The sequence below is a fragment of the Micromonospora sp. NPDC003776 genome (assembly GCF_053605645.1).
The window spans coordinates 1-19,625 of record NZ_JBSGJR010000059.1 but is presented as its reverse complement, the minus strand read 5'-3'; the positions used below and the strand labels follow the sequence as shown (position 1 = coordinate 19,625).

Below are 19,625 nucleotides of genomic sequence, written 5' to 3'. Positions count from 1 at the left end.
CACCGACCGGGCCTGCTCGGTCGCCGCGGTCGCCGCGGCCCGGCGTACCCCGTCGAGCTGCCGGGCGGCGGCCACGTAGTCCGCCCAGGCCGCCTCGGCCCCGCTCGTGGATCCACCCGCGCGCGGCGCGGGCACCGCCGTGCCCGTCTCGCTCACGCCGCCTCCTCCCCGAACGGCACCAGCACGGTGCCCTGCTCGCCCGGGCCGTCCCAGAGCACCGCCCGCGCGGGTCGCGGTCGCCACGACACGGGCCGGTCGAAGAGCTGCTCCAGCCGGCCGCCCGGCACGTCCGTCACCACCACGGCCAGCAGCTTGTCCACCTCGCCCTCGGGGCCGAGGAGCCCGGCCAGCGGCGCGACCGACCGCCACCAGCCGAGCAGGTGCCGCCCGGCCGGCGGGCCCTCCAGCAGCAGTGTCCGGAGCAGCTCGGGCGGCAGTTCGCTGGCGTCCGGCACGTCCAGCCCGAACACCACCAGGTAGCCCGGGTCGTCTCCGGTCAGCGCGGCGCGCAGCCCGGCCACGTCCACCGTCTCCACCTCGTGCCGGTCGGCCAGCTCCGCGGCGAGCGCCGCCGCCGGTTCGGCTGAACCGTTGGCCAGGGGCGCCAGCACGAACCGGGTCGGTCCGTGCTGGACCGCGGTGCTCCGGACCGCCGTGATCAGCAGTCGCTCCGCCTCGTCGTCCCGGCCCAGCACGGCCAGGTTCCGGCCGGCCGCCGGACCGAGCGGTACGGCGACCGTGGTGCGGTGCACGTCCACGGCCCGGCCGAGCAGAGCCGCCGGCCCGTGCGCCCGGCCGGCCAGCGCGGCCCGGTGGCGCGGGTCGTTGGCGAGCAGCGGTCGCGCGTACCCGGCGAAGACCACCGGCGGGACGGCTCCCTCCGGGCGGGCCGACCAGAGCCGGTGCCGCAGGTCGGCGAGGACGTCCGGCTCGTCGTGCGGATCCGGGAAGCGGATCATCCGCTCGTGGCCGCGGGTCGCCCCGCGCGGGCCGCCCAGCCCGCCGGCGGTGTTCACCACCGCGCTGCCCACCGGCAGCCCGGCCGCCGCGTCGTTCGTCGGCTCCAGCACCGCCGCGCCGCCGGGCAGCGCCACCCGGACCGGGAACTGGCCGAGCAGCGGGTCGCGCGGGCCGCCGATGCCGAGGTCACCCTCGCCCGCCAAGACCAGATGGATCCCGTACGCGCGCGCGGCGCGGGCCAGCCCGTCGAGTCGAGCCAGCAGGTCGGTGGCGAACCGGTCCCGCTCGCGCAGCAGCAGCGGGAAGTTGTCGATCACGCAGACGATCCGGGGCAGCGGCTGGTGCCGGCGCAGCTCCGCGTACCGCTGGCCGCCGGCCCGCCGGCCCGCCTCCTCCCGGCGGCGCAGCTCCGCCGCCAGCTCGCCGAGCAGGTCCGCCACGTACTCGCGGTCGGCGGCCATCCCGGCGGTCCGGACCTGGGGCACCCACGAGCGGTCCCGCTCGGTCTGCAGGAACTCCACGAAGGACTCGCGGTCGGCCAGGTCGGCGAGGTGAACGACCAGCTCGCCGGGGCCGTACCGGGCGGTCAAGCCGAACAGCACGTTGGTGAGGAACGCCGAGCGACCGGCCCCGGAACGGCCGCTCACCAGCCAGTGCGGGGTCAGTTCGGTGAAGCCGAGGCTGACCGGCCGGCCGGCGGCGTCGCCGACCGTCGTGGCGAGCCCGTCGGCGGAGCTCTCCGACCAGAGATCACCGGCGGGCAGCAGGTCGGCCAGGGCGAGCCGGGAGCCGTCCTCGATCTGCCGGGCGAGCCGGCGGCTGACCCCGGTGACCAGCTCCGCCGGCGGGTCCTCCTCGACGAAGACCGGGGAGTTCAACCCACCCGGCGGCTCCGCCCCGGGGCTGCCGAGCGCGGCGCCCGGCGGATCACCCACCAGCGCGTACGCGGTGCGCACCGCGACGGTGGTGGCCTGCGGCAGCGGCGCATCGCCCGGCCAGCCCGCCACCACGAGGTGCAGCCCGGCCCGGTGCCCCCGCGCGGCCAGGTCCTCGATCCGGTCCCGGTCGGACGGTGCGTGGCCGTCCGGCAGGGCGGCCACCATCACCAGCAGCGTCCGGTCGTGCCCGCGGTGCCGGGCGCTGCTCGCCCCGACCCACTGCTCGGCCTCGGCGAGCACCGCCCGCAGCCCGGCCAGATCGGTCGCGGGCGGCGGCAGCAGGCCGGCGTCGGCCAGCGGCGCGAAGCCCGCGAAGGTGCCCGAACCGGTGCCGTCGACCGTCCGGGCCAGCAGCGCCCCGGCCGGGGTGGCGGCGAAGAGGCGCAGCAGGAGGGCCCGGAGCAGCCCGGCCACCCGCGGATCACCGGCGTCGGCGTCGACGGCCAGGTGTCCACTGCCGAGCAACGGCACCAGCGCGGGGAACCGGGCGTCGTCCAGCGGCGCGGCGGTGCCCACCCGGACCAGGGGCGGCGGGCCGTCGCCGGGCGGGCTCGCCACGGCCAGGCTCTCCAGCGGGGCACCGGCCCAGCCGGGCGCGGCGAGGGCCGCCGCGGTACGCAACCGCTCGGCCAGCTCGTACTGCCGGTGATGGTCGGCGGGGGCGGGCCGGATCTCGTCGAGGATGCCGGCGGCGGCCGTGGCGACCGCCTCCGCGCGCCGGTGCAGGACGGCGGCCCGGTTGGCTCGCGCCTTCGGACTCGCCATCGCGTCCACCTCTCTTCCCGAGGCCGACATTTCCTCCCCGAGCTGTGACGGTATCCCAGCCGGGGCTCGACCTCGGGGATGTCCGTCGGCGCTGCGCAGTCTTTACCCCCCGCAGTCGGCGGGCTCACCCGGCAGCCGCCCAACGGGGCGAGCTCCATCCGGGTCGGCACCCGTCTCAGCTGCATCAGCCCGGCCTTCATCGGAACGGAGCGCCGCCCGGGCGGCGCGGAGCCGTACAGATCCGCCAGATCCGAGGCATTGGGTACGCGGCGCGCAGCCGATAGCCTCAGGAGGTGGAATCAGTGCAGCCCCCCGCCGGTTCCCAGGTCTCCCGCGTACCGGCGCAGCGGACCCCGCCCGAGCAGTTGGCGCCCCCCGCGCCGGCTCCGGCGCCCGAACGTCCGCGTCGGCGGCTGCGGACCGTGCTGGCCGTCGTGGCGGGGGTGCTGGCGCTGCTCTGCGGCACCGCCACGGTGGTCGGTTTCGTGCTGTACGACCGAGCGACCGCCCCCGACCGCAGCAGTCCAGATGTGGTGGTGGTCAATTACCTCCAAGCCATGCTGGTCAGCCGCGACGACAACAAGGCGAGACTCTTCACCTGTGACGGCTCAGTCCCTTCAGTGGACGAACTCCGGGATCAGATTGTGAGCCGCGAACGGGAACTCGGCATCTCCTTCTCGATCAACATCGAGAAGGTGGCAGCCTCTAACATCGATGCATCGAATGCTGTCGTGACGGCCGTGATCAGGAAAAGTGCCGTTGTGGATGGGGTGCAGCAGAGCCTCACCGATACCTGGCGTTTCGAGCTAAAAGATCAGGATGGCTGGCGGGTCTGTTCTGCCCAGCCTGCGTAGTGGCTACTCCAGCCAGAGCAGGTGAACCGGGACCTCCAAGGTGCTCGGTGCCTGTCCCCGCCAGGCCCAGCGGTACCACTCCAGTTCCGGGGCCACCCGGACGCAGATGTCCCCGTCCGCGCCCGAGTAGGTCTCTGTCACCGCGCGGAGATCGCGCTGCTCGGTCATCCCGGTTACGTGCACGACGCGCCGGCCGGTGACCGAGTCCGCCTCGAACACCGGGGTGGGCGGGCGATGCGCGGGTGCGTCGAGGGAGACCAGCCGGAGACCCGACTCCGGGGGCCGGCCGGACGGCCGGCGTTCGCCGACGGTCTCCACCCAGACCCGCTCCACCGGCACCAGCGGCGCGAAGACCTCGACCTGCTCCGACTCGGCCCGGTACCACTCGTGCTCCGGGATGACCGGCACGTACGTGCGACTGCCCTGCACCACCCGCTCGTCGGCGCGCAGGTCACCCCGCCAGCCGAGGCCGGGCAGCCCGACCAGCACGCGCCGGCCGCGCAGCTCGACGCGGTCGGTGGCGGGCACGACCTCGATCGGTCGCGGCGGCAGCGGCGCCCAGTCGGGCTGGTCCGCGAAGGGGTCGGGCAGCGGGTTGCTCATGGACCGGCGGGCCTCACGCGGCGCCGGACAGTGGCGCGCCGCGTTCCCGCATGAACTGCACCGGGTTGATCGCGCCGCGGTTGGACCGGTCGCTGTCCACGTGCACCTCGAAGTGCAGGTGCGGTCCGGAGGAGTTCCCGCTGGTCCCGGAGAGGCCGATCACCTGGCCCGCCTCCACCATCTGCCCGGGCACCACATGCGGCCGTTCGATCATGTGGCAGTAGCGGGTGATGTAGCCGCCGGCGTGCAGGATGTCCACGAACCAGCCGCAGCCGCCCTTACCGGGCCACCCGTCGCGGTCGCAGTCCCGCCGACCCGAGTGGTCGGGGTCGCAGCGAGCCACCAGCACCCGCCCCGCGGCGACAGCGTGAATCGGGGTGCGCTTGCCGGCAGCGAGGTCGACGCCGTTGTGGCTGGGGCGTTCCGCGGTGCGGAAGCCGGAGACGATCCCACCGGCCAGCGGGGCGGTCCAGCCGGAGGCCGCGATCCGGGCACCGCGGGCGGCGTCACAGACCGCCCGGCCGGCGATCTGCACGGTACGGGCGGCGCCGCCGGCGAGCGCGTCGACGATCCGCCCGGCCAACTCCTCGTGCTTCGCGTAGGCGTCGGGGAAGGCGCTGACCTGGACCCGCTGCGCCACCACGGTCAGCGGCCGCTGCTCCCAATTCGGCACCCGGATCATCTTGTCGTAGAACTTCCCGGCCGCGTAGGCAGGCGACATGCGCTGCTCCACGCTGCCCCAGCCGGGCCGCTGCTGGAAGAGGCCCAGCGAGTCGTGGTCCGAACCGACCCCCTCGTGCGGCATCCCGAGCGAGGCCGGCACCGTGCTGTTGGCGAGGTTGCGCAGCGCGGACTCCTGCATGGCGGTGGCGAGCGCGATGATCCAGCCCCGGGCCGGCACCTTCCGGTCCTGGCCAACCTTGATGATGGCTGCCGCGTTGCGTAGCTGCGCCTCGCCGTACTCCGCGAAGCGGGGCATCTCTCCGGTGATGTTCACCCGCTGACCGAGGTTGCAGCCGGTGCTGAGGGCCGCCGCATCCTTCTCCTCGTTGCCCAGTTCGGTGAGGAAGAAGGCACCCGCCCCGCCGACGCAGCAGAGCAGGGCGAGCACCGCGGTGAGCGCGGTGGCCAGCACGCCGAGCCGCAACTTCCGGCGCGGGGTGCTTCCCGGCGCGGCGCTCACTGCCGCTCCCAGTCGACCGCGTCCACCAGCCACCGGCCGTCGGGGGCCACCAGGTCCAACCGGAGCTGACCGTTGTCGAGAGGTATCAGCGCCTGCACGAAGGACTCCGTCCGAGGTCGCAGCGTCACCTGACCGGTCACCCGTCGGGCCGGGACCCGTTCCGGGTCCGCGCCGTCCAGTTTCTCGGTGAGCGCCGGGGTGGAGAACGGCTTCAGCCGGGCCAGCCAGTCTGCCCCGCTGCTGCCCGGTCCGCTCAGCCAGGCGGTGGTGAACCGGCTGGCCGTCTGCTCCGGGGTCGGCTCGCCGGGGCGGGTCCTCGGTGAGGGAGCCGACGACGGGCTGGACAGCACCCCGTCGTCACCGGCCTCCGGGTCGACGGTGCTGATCGGTTCCCGGGGCTGGTTGCTGAGACCGGTGGTCGGGTCGACCGGCCCGGAGATCAGCCGGGCCGCACCGATCACCCCGAAGACCAGGACGGCGATCACGAGCGCGACCCCGAGCCGGGACCGCAGGATCCGGGTGACCAGGAATTCGAGCGCGCGACGCATAGGGCCTCACCGTGCCTCGGACCGAACGCGGGGAGCCGGCCGGGCCGGCGCCCGGTCGGCCGAGTCCGGCCGGTAGACGGCGAAGGAGGGGGCTTCCTCGGGGACGTCCGGCTCGGTCCAGGTCGGCTCCCGACGGGGCTGGGGCGCGGCGGCACGCCGGCCGCCCGACCGCTCGGGTGTCGGGGCCTCCTCGACCCGTTCCCGGCCGTCCGGGCGCTGGCGTTCGGCGGCGCCGTGCGACGGGTCCTCGTGCCGCGCCTCGGGCCGGAGGCTGCTTTGGTCGAGTGGCACGCCGCGCCGCCGCCCGATCGTCGGCTCGGCGGTGCCGCCGGGCTCGGTGACGTCCAGCCGGGCCGCCACCCGGATGTCCCGGAAGAACCGGCGGTGCCAGGAACCGGCCGAACTGACCGCCTCGCTGCTGTCCTTCCCGCCGAGCTGGGTGATCCGCCGGTATGGACGCAGCAGCAGCCAGCCCACCACGCCACAGAGCCAGACCAGGACCACCTGAAGCCAGCCGGGCAGGGTGGGAGTGTTCATGATGAGGTCGACCGCGAACAGGTAGATGGCCGCCCCGGTGCCGAAGATGGCGATGTTGAAGACGGCCGCCACCACGGCGTTGGCCAGCCGACGCAGGCCGGCGCTCGCCGGACGCATCAGGCCGACGGTGCCGAGGATCGGCGCGGCGATCACCGCCCACCGGAAGATCAGGAAACCGAGCAGCACCAGCAGCGACGCGGTCAGGTCGAACATGGCGAAGAGGAGCGAAGCCAGCACCGCGATGAAGCCCGCTCCGATTCGGTCCATGTCCCGGGTGCCCTGGAGGTACTCGTAAGCCTCCGGATCCTCCGACTTGATCTGCTCGGCGACCTTCATCCACTGCTGCTGCTTGGCCTTGATGACGGCATCTCGCGTCTTCGGGTTGGCGCGCATCGACTGAACTTCGCCCCAGGTCAGCGATTTGGCGTCGTAGAGTGCCGGGCCGTACTTCTTAGCGGTCTCGCTGTCGGCCGAGCCGAGCGCCCCCCGCAACCAGTTCCGGTAGAGCATGGTCTCCGTCGCGGTGTCGCTGGCCCGCACCGCCGGGGGACGCAGGTCCTTGCACCGGGCTGGGTTGTTAGGGTCGATGCAGCGACCGGGCACCGGGTCTCTTTTTTGGGGACCGACCGCGTCATGTACGACGCTGAGCGAGGTGATGAGGGTGTTGTCGGCGATGTTGGCCGACTTCACCGGCCAGGCGGCGAGGGCGGTCACCGCCACCATCACCAGCATCGCCCAACCGGCCGTGGTCATGGCGTTGCTCATGTCGGACTGGCGCGACCGCCAGAGCAGGTAGAGGCCGACTACGCAGAGCGTGATGATGCCGAATACGCTGAACACCTTCTGGTAGACGGCCTTGGTCGCCTGTTCCACCAAAGGATCCGCCCAGCCCCACATTGAACGGGGATCCCAGGCCCGCTCGCGCAGGGCGTTCGAGGCCCCGATCACCGCAGTAGCGATCATGAACTCGCCGTTCGCTACGGTTGTGGTGAACTTGTAGTCCGGGTGAAGAACTGTCGACGCGCAGCCCCCGTCGACGTCGTAGGTTGTGTAGTTGTACCCGGCATAGCCATAGAGGCTGTATTGGCCGGTCACACCACCGCGAGAGTCCGGGGGCGCGCTGGCGAACCAGCCAGCAAGGCCAGAATCGGGAGCTCCGGGCGTCGGGGGTTCAAGGCATTCTGCCCGCGCCGATGACACCTCCTGGAGCTTGGCGACGCAGGCGCGGAAGTCGGCTTGCCACTCCTCGGTGCTGCACAGCTCGGCCTGGGCCTGGGCGACCGGGGTGGCGGCGTACGCGGGTGTCGCGCCGATCAGCGGCCAGCCGATGGTCGCCCCGGCGAGTACGCCGAGCGCGAGGAGGAGCGCCGCGATCCGTGCCCGGGCACGCGCCATGTCACGCCTCCAGATCAGCCAGCGTCGGTAGCTGCCCGGCCGCCCGGGCGACCGCGGCGGGGGTGGTGTCCAGGTGCTCGAGCAGCCCGTCGACGTACGACACGTCGACCCGGACCTTCTGCACGCGCCCGTCGACGTCGCGCATGACGAACTCGCGGAAGCCCAGCCGGTTGGCGGAGCCGGCGTCGGCCTGGGACAGCGAGGCCAGGGTGGCCTCGTAGCCGTCGTTGACCGGCACCCGGAGCAGCCGCAGCGCCTCGGAGGCGATCTCGGTGTCCTCGGCGATCCGGCCGACGAAGACGGTGGAGACCAGGTTCTGCACGTCGAGGCCGAGGATGTCCTTCGGGTTCTGGGAGGCGACCAGGGCGGCGAGGTTCCACTTGCGGGAGTCGCGGGCGAGCCGGACCAGGAAGGAGCGCCCGGAGCGCCAGCCCTCCATGAAGTGCGCCTCGTCCAGGCCGACCAGCTTGCGGGAGGACATCGACCCGCCGTAGCAGCGCCGGACGGCGAGCCGGTGCGCGGTGTGCAGCATCGGCAGGGCCAGGGCCTCCTCCGCCGACCAGTACTCGCGCTCGATCTTGAGGTCGGGCAGCCGGAGCCCGGCCATGGTGATCACGGTGAGCGCCGCGTCGGCGCCGAGCAGCCCCTCGGGCGGCCGACCGAAGAAGAGCATGGCGAGCGGCATCTCGGCGGTGTCCAGCAGCAGGTTTGCCAGCTCCCGGCCGGCGTCGTCGTCCAGCTCCTGCAGGGTCCGCACCACGTCGTCCAGGGTGGACGTCTCCTCGGCCGGCACCTGGCGCACGGCGTGCCGGAACAGGGTGGCCGTGGACGCCTCCCGGGCCACCTGCGGCGGCACCAGCATCATGCAGATGTCCTGCACCAGCATGCGCCGCTCGGCACGGGCGTTGGAGACCGCGATCTCGAACTCGCGGTCGCCGGCCGCGCCGGGGCTGAACTCGCTGCGCAGCGGGGTCGGGATCAGCGCGTACGGGGCCAGGGTGCCCTGCTCGGAACCGGTCAGGTTGAGCACGCGCGAATACGGTGCCAGCTCGGGCATCGCGCAGAGCCGGGCCAGCGGGCCGGACGGATCGAGCAGGGTCACCTGCACGCCGCGCCGGGCGGCGAGGTAACCGAGCGCGCCGAGCAGGGTCGACTTGCCACCGCCGGGCTCGGCGACGAAGACGGCGAGACCCGAACGCTCGCGTACCTCCATCGGGAAGTGCAGGTCGAGGAAGACCGGCCGGCGGCAGGTGCCGGCGGTCCGGCCGATCAGGTCACCGCGCCGGTCGCCGACCGTGGAGGCGGCCTGCGGCAGCGCCGCGGCGAGCAGGTTGACCGGCATCCGCCGGACGTAGCCGGTGTTGGCGATCGGCTCGCCGGGGATGAACTCGCGGGCCAGCCAGTCCTGGTTCTTCGGGTGCTGGAGCGAGATCCGCAGCTCACGCGAGTAGAGCTGGATGAGCCGGCGGGCCCGCTCCAGGCACTCCTCGCGGGTGCGGCCGCCCACCGCGATCCGGTGCCAGCCGTGGGCGCGGGCCGAGTCGACCGGCAGGCCGGTGGTCATCTCGTCGCCGATCACCAGGGCCCGCTTGGCGAGCCGCTCCAACTCGGGCGGGGCGTCGATGCCGTGCTCGGCGTAGTCGAGCTGCTGGGACCGGATCATCCGGAGCCGGTGCTCCAGGTTCCGGAAGGAGTCGCCGGGGCCGAGGATGTCCACCCGGGTGGAGAGCTCCATCGGCCACGGCAGCCGCTCGTGGAAGTGCAGCCAGGGCTCGTGCCGCTCGGGGATCTCCAGCGGCTCCATCCGGCCCACGGCGAGCACGGCCACGTGCCGTTCCTCGCCGGTCATCCGGTTGACCAGCTTCACCGTCGAGCCGTACGGGGTGCGGTAGCGCTCCACCTGCTCGGTGAGGGCGAGCAGGTCGCCGCGTTCCCACCGGCCGTTGGTGATCGGGGAGAGGGTGCCGGGCGGGGCCATGCAGAGCGCGACCGAGCGGTAGAGGAGCCACTCCAACTCCTGGGCGGTGACCCGACGGCCGCGCATGCCGAACGCGCCGAGCACCTCGTCGAACTGCTCGACGGTGCGGCCCAGCCTGCGCCGCTCGCCGTCCGCGGTGCCCCGGCCGAAGGTGCGCAGCAGCCGCTCGGTGAGCGAGTCGCCGAGGGAGCGGCGGGCGAAGGTGACCCCGAGGTAGGTCTGCCCCTCGGCGTGGTTGACCGCCATCAGGTGTCGCTGGGCTGCCACCAGGTGATCGGCCCAGCCGGCTGTGCCGGGCACGTCGGGCAGCGGCGCGGCGGTGTGCGCGTCCACGGTGCGGGCCCACTCGTCGGCCGGGAACGGCCGGGTGGTCCGGCGCAGGTGCAGCCGGAAGCCGGCCAGGCCGGCGTACTGCTCGGAGATCGCGGAGAGCAGCGCCTCCCGTTCGGCGTCGGGGCGGAACGCCCAGCGCACCTCGGGCAGCCAGTACCAGGCCGTGACGGTGTTGGGGGTGAAGGTCAGGTGGCCGGCGATCTCGGTGATGGCCAGCTCGACGGAGGGGTCGCGGTCGCCGAACTTGATCTTCGGGGGGCGGACCGGCTTGGCGGGCCGCCCGCTCCGCTCCGGCGACCGCTGCCGGGGCGGGGCCAGGTCACGCGCGGGCGCGGTGGCCACCTCGCGTCCCTCCGTCCGGGCCGCCTCCGCCGCGCGTCGGCTGCCGCGGCGATCGCGCCGTTCGGCGGGCGGCTCCGGATCGGCCGGCTCCGGCTCGGTGGTGGGACGGAGCGCGGGCAGCCGGTCGCCCGGCTGGTGCGGTACGCGGGTGCGGGCGGCCGGCCCCGCGTCGAGGGCGGGCGGCTGGTCCAGCCGGAGATGCTGACGGTGCACCTCCGCGGGCGCGGGCTCGGAGGACGGTGCCGCGTCCAGCTCGGGGACGGCTCGGGCCCGGGACACCTGCCGTACGCCGGCCGCGCCGTCGCGGAGCCGAACCGCCGGCGGCTCCCCCTCGGGGGTACGGCCGGAGCGGGGCTCGACGGACGCCGACTCGGCCGGGGCGGCGTGCTGGTGCGGGATCGGCAGGGCGTCCCGACCCACGCCGCGGCGCGGCGGCGCCACCACCGGGGTGGGCTCGGCGGGGGCCGGGGGGCCGGGGCGGACCGCGGGCGGCCGTCGGCCGCCGGGGCGGGCTCCGCCGAACAGGTCGAGGAAGGGTGAATCGATGTCGGTGCCGTCGCCGGACGCGGGGACCGGCTGCTCGGACCCGGTGGGGCGGCCGGTCGCCGGTCGGGGCGGCTGGAAGACGCCGACGCGCCCATGCCCCGGGCTGGTGGCCAGGGCCGGGTCCAGCACCACCTCGTCAGGCTCCTCATCCTGCGGGTAGTCGAACGATCGCGCTCGGTTACCGTACGGATCGCCCGGACGCCCGGCCGGGGAACCCGGCGTGGAAGAGCGACTCATGCGACCGCCTCACCCGCGTCGTTCGTCTGCGCCGTCGGCGTACGCCCGGTCATGCCAGTTCCTCCCGGATCCTGATCCGGCTCGCCACCAGGCGCGGGTCGCGCAGCTCGGCGGCCGGCTCCCGGGTGCGTCGCCAGTCCGTCAGCGCGGTCCGGATGACCATGCGCGCCGGCCGGTCCGGGTCGACGTACCGGAAGATGAACGAGGTGGTCACGATGGCCAGCGAGATCTCCCAGGCGGGGAAGAGCTCCACCTGCAGCGTGAACAGCCAGTGGATGAACATGTAGAGGGGTACGAGCAGCATGAACAGGCCGTACTGGGCGTACGGCAGGTGGACGGGAAGGGTGTACCCGGGCGGCCCGAGATAGACGAGACGAGCCCGGTAGATGTCGTCGTCGGTGCGCAGCCGCATGGTCGCCCGCGCCTATTCGAAGATCAGCTTGATCAGGTAGTCACCGACGAAGAAGAGTGTGGCCGCGCCGGCGATGAAGGCCAGGCCGATGATGGCGATGGCCGAGCTGGTCAGCACCTTCGAGATCTCGCCCCGGCTGGCGCGCCCGATGAAGATGACGCCGAGCACGGCGAGCAGGATCGGGGCGATCTTGCTGGCGAAGAAGCTGACGACACCGCTGGTGTCGATGCCCTTGGGGGCCGGCTCGGCGAGTGGAGTCGACGCCAGGGTGTGGAGCGCGTGGTCGACGGCGGTAGACGCCGTCGCCAGGAGCTCGATGGCGATCACTGAAACCTCCCCATGTCGCGGCCGGCGGCGCCGCGGTGGTGCAGTAGAAGCCTGGCGGGATGGTGCTCTCTAGGGCAGCGCTGGCGACCCTCTGTTCGTCACCCACCACGGAGAGTGGTGAGCTTTGGGGGGATTTTTCCCGCTTCGGCCCTCCCTCCAGGCTTCGCCATCTCAATGCTGGGCAATTCCAAAGCGTACGGCCCGGCCCCCTTTGCGACAACCCGCGAAGACTCGATCCGAAGCGGCCCGGACGACCGATCGTACACCTGTTCCAATCCGCATGTCAGGGGCGCTGCCGACGGGGGCCCGCCGGTCGCCGGAAGGCCTGCCGGGGAACGGTAGTGTCGGGTGGTGACCGATCTGGTGCGGGCGCGGTTCCCGGTGGTGATGGGCGTCCTCAACGTGACCCCCGACTCCTTTTCCGACGGCGGCAGATACGCCGACCTGGACGCTGCCGTCGGACACGGAGTGCGACTGCGGGCGGACGGCGCGGACCTGATCGACGTGGGGGGCGAGTCCACCCGTCCGGGCGCGGACCGGGTCGACGCGGAGACCGAGACCGCCCGGGTGCTCCCGGTGATCCGCGAGCTGGCCGCCGCCGGCATCCCGGTCAGCATCGACACCAGTCGCGCCCGGGTGGCGGAGGCGGCCCTCGCCGCGGGCGCCGACGTGGTCAACGACGTCTCCGGCGGCCTCGCCGACCCGGACATGGCCCGGGTGGTCCGGGACGCGGGCTGCCCCTGGGTGCTCATGCACTGGCGCGGCCACTCGCGGCAGATGCGGGACCTGGCCCGCTACACCGATGTGGTGGCCGACGTCCGGGCCGAGCTGGGCCAGCGGATCGACGACGCCCTCGCCGCCGGGGTGGCGGCCGAGAAGATCATCATCGATCCGGGCCTCGGTTTCGCGAAGACCGCCACGCACAACTGGGAGCTCAGCGCCCGCCTGCCCGAGCTGCTCGACCTCGGTTTCCCGCTGCTCTTCGGGGCCAGCCGCAAGTCCTACCTGGGCCGGCTGCTCGCCGACGCCGACGGCAACCCCCGGCCCACCTCCGGCCGGGAGGCGGCCACCATCGCCACCAGCCTGCTCGCCGTGGCGGCCGGCGCCTGGGGGGTACGTGTGCACGACGTCCGCGGCACCGCCGACGCGCTCGCCGTGTGGCGGGCCACCGGCAGCCCGCGCCTGGTGCCGGGCGCGACGACCGCCGGCCGGGCCGAACCGGCGACCGCCGCCGGGGCGGGCGCCGCGAACGAAGGGGAGCGATGACCGACCGGATCGAGCTGACCGGCCTGCGCGCGCACGGCCGGCACGGCGTCTACGACTTCGAGCGCGCCCAGGGACAGGAGTTCGTGGTCGACGCGGTGCTCGAACTCGACCTCGCCCCGGCCGCCCGCTCCGACCAGGTGACCGACACCGTGCACTACGGCGAACTGGCCGAGAAGCTGGTCGCGGTGCTCACCGGTGAGCCGGTCAACCTGATCGAGACGCTCGCCGACCGACTGCTCGCGGTCTGCCTGGCCGAGCCGCTGGTCGCCGCGGCCACGGTCACGGTGCACAAGCCCGAGGCCCCGATCCCGCACACCTTCCGGGACGTGGCCGTGACCATGCGGCGTACCCGGTGAGCCGGGCCGTGCTGTCGATCGGCAGCAATCTGGGCGACCGGCTCGCCCACCTGCGGGCGGCGGTCGCCGGGTTCGGCGACACGGTGCTGGTGGTCTCCGGCGTCTACGAGACTCCACCGTGGGGGGACGCGGACCAGCCGGCGTACCTGAACGCCGCGGTGCTGGTCGCGGACCCGGCGGCCGGCCCGCGCGACTGGCTGGCGCGGGCCCGGGCCGCCGAGGCGGCGGCCGGTCGGACCCGCGACCCGCAGCGGCGCTACGGGCCCCGCACCCTCGACGTCGACGTCATCGCGGTCTGGGACGACACCGGTGAGCCGGTGCTCAGCGACGATCCGGACCTGACCCTCCCGCACCCGCGGGCCCACCTGCGCGCCTTCGTGCTGCGCCCGTGGATCGACATCGAACCGCACGGCCGGCTGCCCGGCCACGGCTGGCTGACCGACCTGCTCAACGCCGAGCCGCTGGCCGGGGACGCCCTGGAACTCAGCCCCCGGCCCGATCTGACGTTAGAGTCGGACGCATGAGCCAGGCGCAGTCCCCGCGTGATCCCCATCAGTTCCGGATGGGCCCCACGCGGATCTCCACGCTGGTGGTGGCCGGCCTGGCCGCCGCCGCCCTGGCCTGGCTGCTGATCAGCAGCTTCTACTACGACGTGACCCCCCGGCTGCCGTGGCTGCCCGTGGTCACGCTGGCCGGTCTCGCCGTGCTGGAGGGGTACGCGGCGGTCAACACCCGCGGCCGGATCGAGCGCCGCCCCGGCCGGGACCCGGTGAACCCGCTGCTGGTCGCCCGGTTCGTGGTGCTGGCCAAGGCGTCCGCGCTGGCCGGGGCGATCTTCGCCGGCTTCTACGCCGGCCTGACCGCCTGGCTCTTCGTGGAGCGGACCCACGCCGCCATGGGCGATCGGCCGGCCGGCGGCGCCGGGCTGCTCGCCTCGCTGGCGCTGGTCGCCGCGGCCCTCTGGCTGGAGCGGTCCTGCCGGGTTCCCGAGCAGGAGGACGACGAGGACCGGGAGCCCGGCGACCGGGAGACCCCGCGCGGCCGCCTCTGATCAGGGGTTCCCAGTACCCGCGCCCGCAGGTACCGTCCCTGGCGACCGGAGAGCAACGGCCGCCGCCGGTCCGCCCGCAGGTCGGACCTGGACGGCCGCCGACGTGGGAGGCGCGGCCAGGGGGTACGACGAGACGGGCCGGGATGCGCCGACGGAGGCGTCCTCCGGGGTGCCCGCCGCCGTGTTGGAGAACGTCTTCGACGACCCGTCGCACGGCGAGCCCGGCCGGGACCGGATCGCGGTCCACGTGGTCTGGGAGCTGGTGCTGCTGATCGGCCTGGCCGTGGCCGGGTGGCTGCTCTGGCGGGAGAACCCGGACGCGCTGCGCGGCACCGGGCTCAAGTCGCTCCTGGTCGACGTCGCGGGGCTCGGCCTGCTCGTTCTCGCCGCCGGGCTGAGCCTGCGCGCCGCCGCGGTGAATCTCGCCATCGGCCCGGTCGCGGTGGCCGCCGCCCTGCACTTCGCCGAACAGGGCGACCAGGGCGTCCGCGAGGCGCTGCTGCCGGCGCTGGTGGTGGCCGCGCTCGGCGGGCTGGCCCTCGGCCTGACCGTGGTGGTGCTGCACGTGCCCGGCTGGGCGGCGAGCCTGGCCGGCGCGGCCGGGGTGATCGTGTACATCGAGCGGCGTACCACGCCGGTCGTCGTGCAGGGCGGGTACGACCCACGACGCACCGCCATCTACCTGTTCCTCGGCTTCGCCGCGGTGGCCGTCCTCGGTGGGCTCCTCGGCGCCATCAAGCCCGTCCGGCGACTGGTCGGCCGGTACCGGCCGGTCGCCGATCCGGCCCGCCGCCGGGGTGTGGTCGCCGCCGGGGTGACCGCGCTTGCCCTGGCCGCGTCGACCGTCCTGGCCATGCTGGGTGGCGTGTTGATCGCCGCCAACGGGTCCGGACCGGTGGTTCCGGAACCCGGGCTGGACTGGACCGTGCTCGCGGTCGGCACCGTGCTGCTCGCCGGCACCAGCGCGTACGGGCGCAGGGGCGGGATCTTCGGGGCGCTGTTCGCGGTCGGCCTGGTCGAGGTCTTCCTGAGCTGGGCGGCGGCCCGGGGCTGGACGATCAGCCGGTGGGCCGTCGGCGGGGCGACGCTCGGTGCCGGCCTGCTGGTCACCCGACTGGTCGAGGCGCTGGGCCGGCCGCGCCAGGCCGGCCTGGCCCAGGTCGGCCCGGCCGGCGACGGCACGATCAGCACCGGCTGGGCGCTGACCCCTTCGCCGGAGCCGGCCGACACCTGGCCCTCGGTGCTCCCGGTGCGGACCACCGATACCACGGTGGACGCCTGGGAGGCGCCCCGCTGGGAGAACGACCCGCGCCGGTGGGACACCGACGAGCGGTGATCCCGGCGCGTCGCGTCTGGCGGGCCGGAGCTGATCTCGCCGGTTAGGCTCGGCGGCATGACCGAAACTCCTGCCCCCGGCGGCCGCACCTTCGACGAGCTCGACAAGCTCTCCACCGAGGAACTGCGCGAGCAGGCGTTCCACCTGGCCTGGCGCCGCCGCGACCTGGGCTTCTTCTGGTCCGTGCTGCGGCACCTGCCGAACGCGGACGAGGCGGCGGCGCTGGACGGCGCCGTCAACTCAGTGGGGCCGACCATCGACGAGTGGAACGCCCTGTGGCGGGAGCTGACCGGCCACGGTTACGAGGAGAGCGCCCCGGTGCTGCGGGCCGCCTTCATCGACTACCTGATGAAGCACTGACCACCGGATGGCCGCCCGCAAGCCGGCGGTGGCGCGTACGCGCAGGTTTGCCCGGCGCGGTGAGCCGGGAACTGACCGCCCCATGGCCCTCACCAACCGCCCGCGCACGGTCAGCGGGTACGGCACCGCCGCCGGCACCGGCACCCTGGCCGCGTTTCTGCTCGTCGCGGTCTGTGGCAGCCCGCTCTACGTCGGCTGGGTGCAGGACACCGACCCGGACGGGGCGGGCGGCTGGTTCCTGCGGCTGCTCGCCTGGCCGGCCTGGCGGCGGCACGCGGAGGACCCGTCGCAGGGGGTGCTGGCCACCGACCTGCGGGCCATCCTGCTGCTGATCCTGGCCGCCACGCTGCTCTACCTGCTGCCCGCCGCCCAGGTGGCCCGGGTCCAGGCCTCCGGCAGCCAGTTCTTCTCCGGCTGGGCGGCGTACGCCCTGGCCGGCGGCTTCGCCGCCCTGCTGTCCGCGCTGCTCGGGCCGGGTGGCTCGCTGCTCGCCGCGTTCCAGGCCACCGGCACCGGCGTCACCTACGGCTTCTTCGCCGGCTGGATCATCGGGCTGGCCAGCCTGGGTGGCCGGGCCTGACCCGGCTCAGTCGACGACCCCGAGCGCCAGCACCCGGGCCCGGCTGAGCACCCCGACCGGCCGCCCCTCCTCGGTCACCAGGGCGTGCTCGGCGGCCGAGGTGAGCAGCGCGCCCAGGGCGTCGTACGCCGAGCTGCCCAGCGGAACCGCCGGCAGGCCGGGCGCGCCGTCGGCGGGGAGCGGGTCGAGCACGTCCCGGGTCACCGGGGTGACCGCGAGCCGGCGGATGCCCCGGTCCGCGCCGACGAATTCGCGCACGAACGGCGAGGCGGGCGATCCGAGCAGGGCGGCCGGGGTGTCGTACTGCTCCAGCCGGCCACCCTCGGAGAGCACCGCGATCCGGTCGCCCAGCCGGACCGCCTCGTCCAGGTCGTGGGTGACCAGGACGATCGTCTTGCGGACCTCGGCCTGCAGGCGGAGGAACTCCTCCTGGAGCCGGGTCCGGACGATCGGGTCGACGGCGGAGAACGGCTCGTCCATCAGCAGCACCACCGGGTCGGCGGCGAGCGCCCGGGCCACCCCGACCCGCTGCCGCTGGCCGCCGGAGAGTTCGTGCGGGTAGCGGCGGCCGAACTGCGCCGGGTCGAGGCCGACCAGCTCCAGCAGCTCGGTCACCCGTTCCCGGGTCCGTTCGCGGGGCCAGCCGAGCAGCCCGGGCACGGTCGCCACGTTGGTGGCGACCGTCTGGTGCGGGAAGAGACCGACGTTCTGGATGACGTACCCGATCCGGCGGCGCAGCGCGACCGGGTCGACCTCGGTGACGTCGTCGTCGCCGAGCAGGATCCGGCCGTGGGTCGGCTCGATCAACCGGTTGATCATGCGCAGCACGGTGGACTTGCCGCAGCCCGACGGGCCGATCAGCACGACCAGCTCCCCGGCCTTGACCTCCAGGCTCAGCTCGCGTACCGCCTCCGTCCCGTCCGGATAGCGCTTGCCGATGCGGTCGAGGGTGATCGAGGCCGCGCCGTGTCCGGTGGTCGATCCCGGGGTAACGTCCACGTGTGTCCCTCCAGCTGAGCTACCGGGCCGCGCCCGGTAACCCGTGGTTCTCCTGGCAGTACGTGCGGGACAACTCTGACACGATCCTCGCGGCGCTGCGCGACCACACCTGGCTCACCGCCCGGGCCGTGCTGATCGCGGCCCTGGTGGCGTTGCCGCTCGCGGTAGCCGCCTACTGGTTCCGGTCGCTGGCCGGGCCGGTGCTGGCGGTGACCGGGGTGCTCTACACGATCCCGTCGCTGGCGCTCTTCGCCTTCCTCGGCCCGTACCTGGGCATCGGGGCGGTGACCGTGCTCAGCGTGGTCGTGCTGTACGCGCTGCTGGTGATCGTCCGCAACGCGCTGGCCGGGCTCAACCAGGTGCCGCCCGAGGTCCGTGAGGCCGCCGAGGGGATGGGGTACGGCCGCTGGGCCCGCCTGTTCCGGATCGAGCTGCCGTTGGCCCTGCCCGGCATCCTCACCGGCCTCCGGCTCGCCACCGTCTCGACGGTCGCCCTGGTCACCGTCGGCGTGGTGGTCGGGCGCGGCGGCCTCGGTCAGCTCATCTTCGCCGGCTTCCAGAACAACTTCTACAAGGCGGAGATCATGACCGGCACCGTGCTCTGCGTGCTGCTGGCGCTGGTGCTGGACCTGGTGCTGGCCGGGGTGGGCCGGCTGCTCACCCCCTGGCTCCGCCGGCGGCCCTCGTGAGCGCGAGGAGTGCAGCGGAGCGGAGCCCCGCAGCCGCGAACGAAAGGCCGGCAGGGTGAATCACATCGGGGACGCCGTGGTCTGGCTGAACGACCCGCTGAACTGGACCAATCCGGGCGGCATCCTGGACCGGCTCGGCGAGCACCTCACCATCTCCGCGTTGGCCGTGCTGCTCGGCTGCCTGGTGGCCTGGCCGATCGGGCTCTGGCTCGGGCACAGCGGCCGGGGTGGCGGCGGCGTGCTGCTGGTCTCCAATGTGACCCTGGCGGTGCCCACGCTGGCGCTGCTGACCATCCTGCCGCTGACCTTCCTCGGCTTCGGCCGGCCGGCGGTGGTGGTCGCGCTCGCGGTGTTCGCGGTGCCGCCGCTGCTGGCCAACGCGTACACCGGGGTGCGGCAGGCCGACCCCGAGGCCCGGGACGCGGCGCGGGGCATGGGGCTCTCCGGCGGACAGCTGCTGCGCCGGGTGGAGCTGCCGCTCGCGGTGCCGTACCTGGCGGCCGGTTTCCGCACGGCCGCGGTGCAGGTGGTCGCCACCGCGGCCCTCGCCTCGTTCGTCAACGGCGGCGGGCTCGGGCAGATCATCCGGGCCGGCTTCGGGCTGGACATCGCGGCCGGGGGTGGGCAGATCATCGCCGGCGGGGTGCTGGTGGCCGGGTTGGCGCTGCTGGTCGAGGGAGTGCTGGCGCTGGTGGAGCGGGTGGTCACACCGCGCCCGCTGCGCCGCGTACGGCGGGCCGCGAACCGCCGCGCGGCGGACGCCACGGCCGGCGGCTGACCCGTACCGTCGGCGCCGGGTGACGATCCGGTGACGAAAGTCGCTCGGAGTTTGTCGGTCCGGCCTGGAGGATATTGGCTGGAACTCGCGGGCGGCCGACCGGATCGCCCGTCGGACACGCGGCCGGCCCGACCTGGGTCGCGCCGGGACACGGAAGGCGGGCACCTGATGCTTGCACGTTCACGGCTGGCCGTCGGCGCGCTCGGCGCCGTCGCCGCGGCGGGGCTGCTCACCGGCTGCGGTGGCGCGGGC

General features: G+C 74.0%; 19 protein-coding genes. 10 read left to right on the top strand and 9 right to left on the bottom strand.

Features of this window, described 5'->3' with window-relative positions; genetic code table 11:
* Positions 1-152: 152 nt before the first annotated feature.
* Positions 153-2,672, bottom strand: a complete 2,520-nt coding sequence (locus ACWEVO_RS08155; RefSeq protein WP_452306856.1) for an FtsK/SpoIIIE domain-containing protein — start codon at positions 2,670-2,672, stop codon at positions 153-155.
* Positions 2,673-2,965: 293 nt separating this feature from the next.
* On the opposite strand from ACWEVO_RS08155, the gene ACWEVO_RS08150 reads away from it, so the two are divergent.
* Entirely contained in the window at positions 2,966-3,517 is a 552-nt protein-coding gene (locus tag ACWEVO_RS08150) for a hypothetical protein (protein WP_452306858.1), read from the top strand.
* Positions 3,518-3,520: 3 nt separating this feature from the next.
* On the opposite strand, the gene ACWEVO_RS08145 is transcribed toward ACWEVO_RS08150, so the two are convergent.
* From ACWEVO_RS08145 to ACWEVO_RS08115, 7 genes are read right to left on the bottom strand one after another with little or no spacing between them, the layout of a single operon-like run.
* On the bottom strand, positions 3,521-4,120 hold the full coding sequence (locus ACWEVO_RS08145; RefSeq protein WP_452306855.1) for a hypothetical protein: 600 nt from the start codon (positions 4,118-4,120) through the stop codon (positions 3,521-3,523).
* A gap of 13 nt (positions 4,121-4,133) precedes the next feature.
* Positions 4,134-5,303, bottom strand: coding sequence for a M23 family metallopeptidase (locus ACWEVO_RS08140; RefSeq protein WP_452306854.1), 1,170 nt, complete (start codon positions 5,301-5,303; stop codon positions 4,134-4,136).
* On the bottom strand, positions 5,300-5,851 hold the full coding sequence (locus tag ACWEVO_RS08135; protein WP_452306853.1) for a hypothetical protein: 552 nt from the start codon (positions 5,849-5,851) through the stop codon (positions 5,300-5,302). The genes ACWEVO_RS08140 and ACWEVO_RS08135 overlap by 4 nt, the downstream gene beginning before the upstream one ends.
* Positions 5,852-5,857: 6 nt before the next feature.
* Positions 5,858-7,783, bottom strand: coding sequence for an MFS transporter (locus ACWEVO_RS08130; RefSeq protein ID WP_452306852.1), 1,926 nt, complete (start codon positions 7,781-7,783; stop codon positions 5,858-5,860).
* Position 7,784: 1 nt separating this feature from the next.
* On the bottom strand, positions 7,785-11,219 hold the full coding sequence (locus ACWEVO_RS08125) for an ATP-binding protein (protein WP_452306851.1): 3,435 nt from the start codon (positions 11,217-11,219) through the stop codon (positions 7,785-7,787).
* Between the two features lie 49 nt (positions 11,220-11,268).
* Positions 11,269-11,631 carry a hypothetical protein gene (locus tag ACWEVO_RS08120; protein ID WP_091317037.1) on the bottom strand — a complete coding sequence of 121 codons (363 nt, stop codon included), beginning with the start codon at positions 11,629-11,631 and terminating at the stop codon, positions 11,269-11,271.
* A gap of 12 nt (positions 11,632-11,643) precedes the next feature.
* Positions 11,644-11,958, bottom strand: coding sequence for a hypothetical protein (locus ACWEVO_RS08115; RefSeq protein WP_452306850.1), 315 nt, complete (start codon positions 11,956-11,958; stop codon positions 11,644-11,646).
* 351 nt (positions 11,959-12,309) lie between these two features.
* Between ACWEVO_RS08115 and folP the strand changes: the two genes are divergently transcribed.
* The 7 genes from folP to ACWEVO_RS08080 all read left to right on the top strand — a co-directional run bounded on the left by folP (position 12,310) and on the right by ACWEVO_RS08080 (position 16,907).
* Entirely contained in the window at positions 12,310-13,224 is a 915-nt protein-coding gene (folP, locus tag ACWEVO_RS08110; RefSeq protein ID WP_452306849.1) for a dihydropteroate synthase, read from the top strand.
* A complete protein-coding gene (folB, locus tag ACWEVO_RS08105) occupies positions 13,221-13,580 on the top strand; it encodes a dihydroneopterin aldolase (RefSeq protein ID WP_452306848.1) in 360 nt (119 codons plus the stop codon). The genes folP and folB overlap by 4 nt, the downstream gene beginning before the upstream one ends.
* Positions 13,577-14,104: a 2-amino-4-hydroxy-6-hydroxymethyldihydropteridine diphosphokinase gene (gene folK, locus ACWEVO_RS08100; protein WP_452306847.1), complete on the top strand. Its 528-nt coding sequence runs from the start codon at positions 13,577-13,579 to the stop codon at positions 14,102-14,104. Before folB ends, folK begins: the two co-directional genes overlap by 4 nt.
* Positions 14,105-14,142: 38 nt before the next feature.
* Positions 14,143-14,631 (top strand): DUF3180 domain-containing protein, encoded by a 489-nt coding sequence (locus ACWEVO_RS08095; protein ID WP_452306857.1) that lies wholly within the window; start codon positions 14,143-14,145, stop codon positions 14,629-14,631.
* A 103-nt stretch (positions 14,632-14,734) separates the two neighbouring features.
* A complete protein-coding gene (locus tag ACWEVO_RS08090) occupies positions 14,735-15,967 on the top strand; it encodes an ABC transporter permease (RefSeq protein WP_452306846.1) in 1,233 nt (410 codons plus the stop codon).
* 57 nt (positions 15,968-16,024) lie between these two features.
* Positions 16,025-16,327, top strand: a complete 303-nt coding sequence (locus ACWEVO_RS08085; RefSeq protein WP_452306845.1) for a hypothetical protein — start codon at positions 16,025-16,027, stop codon at positions 16,325-16,327.
* 82 nt (positions 16,328-16,409) lie between these two features.
* On the top strand, positions 16,410-16,907 hold the full coding sequence (locus tag ACWEVO_RS08080; protein WP_452306844.1) for a hypothetical protein: 498 nt from the start codon (positions 16,410-16,412) through the stop codon (positions 16,905-16,907).
* Between the two features lie 6 nt (positions 16,908-16,913).
* Here ACWEVO_RS08080 and ACWEVO_RS08075 read toward each other — a convergent pair whose 3' ends face one another.
* Complete coding sequence (locus tag ACWEVO_RS08075; RefSeq protein WP_452306843.1) at positions 16,914-17,906, bottom strand: ABC transporter ATP-binding protein; 993 nt, start codon at positions 17,904-17,906, stop codon at positions 16,914-16,916.
* 2 nt (positions 17,907-17,908) lie between these two features.
* Between ACWEVO_RS08075 and ACWEVO_RS08070 the strand changes: the two genes are divergently transcribed.
* On the top strand, positions 17,909-18,595 hold the full coding sequence (locus ACWEVO_RS08070; RefSeq protein WP_452306842.1) for an ABC transporter permease: 687 nt from the start codon (positions 17,909-17,911) through the stop codon (positions 18,593-18,595).
* Between the two features lie 55 nt (positions 18,596-18,650).
* A complete protein-coding gene (locus ACWEVO_RS08065; protein WP_452306841.1) occupies positions 18,651-19,373 on the top strand; it encodes an ABC transporter permease in 723 nt (240 codons plus the stop codon).
* Positions 19,374-19,625: the final 252 nt, after the last annotated feature.

Coding starts and splice junctions, on each gene's coding strand:
- ACWEVO_RS08145 (WP_452306855.1), bottom strand. CDS start 4,120: ATGAGCAACCCGCTGCCCGACCCCTTCGCGGACCAGCCCGACTGGGCG.
- ACWEVO_RS08135 (WP_452306853.1), bottom strand. CDS start 5,851: ATGCGTCGCGCGCTCGAATTCCTGGTCACCCGGATCCTGCGGTCCCGG.
- ACWEVO_RS08130 (WP_452306852.1), bottom strand. CDS start 7,783: ATGGCGCGTGCCCGGGCACGGATCGCGGCGCTCCTCCTCGCGCTCGGC.
- ACWEVO_RS08125 (WP_452306851.1), bottom strand. CDS start 11,219: ATGAGTCGCTCTTCCACGCCGGGTTCCCCGGCCGGGCGTCCGGGCGAT.
- ACWEVO_RS08120 (WP_091317037.1), bottom strand. CDS start 11,631: ATGCGGCTGCGCACCGACGACGACATCTACCGGGCTCGTCTCGTCTAT.
- folB (WP_452306848.1), top strand. CDS start 13,221: ATGACCGACCGGATCGAGCTGACCGGCCTGCGCGCGCACGGCCGGCAC.
- ACWEVO_RS08095 (WP_452306857.1), top strand. CDS start 14,143: ATGGGCCCCACGCGGATCTCCACGCTGGTGGTGGCCGGCCTGGCCGCC.
- ACWEVO_RS08085 (WP_452306845.1), top strand. CDS start 16,025: ATGACCGAAACTCCTGCCCCCGGCGGCCGCACCTTCGACGAGCTCGAC.
- ACWEVO_RS08080 (WP_452306844.1), top strand. CDS start 16,410: ATGGCCCTCACCAACCGCCCGCGCACGGTCAGCGGGTACGGCACCGCC.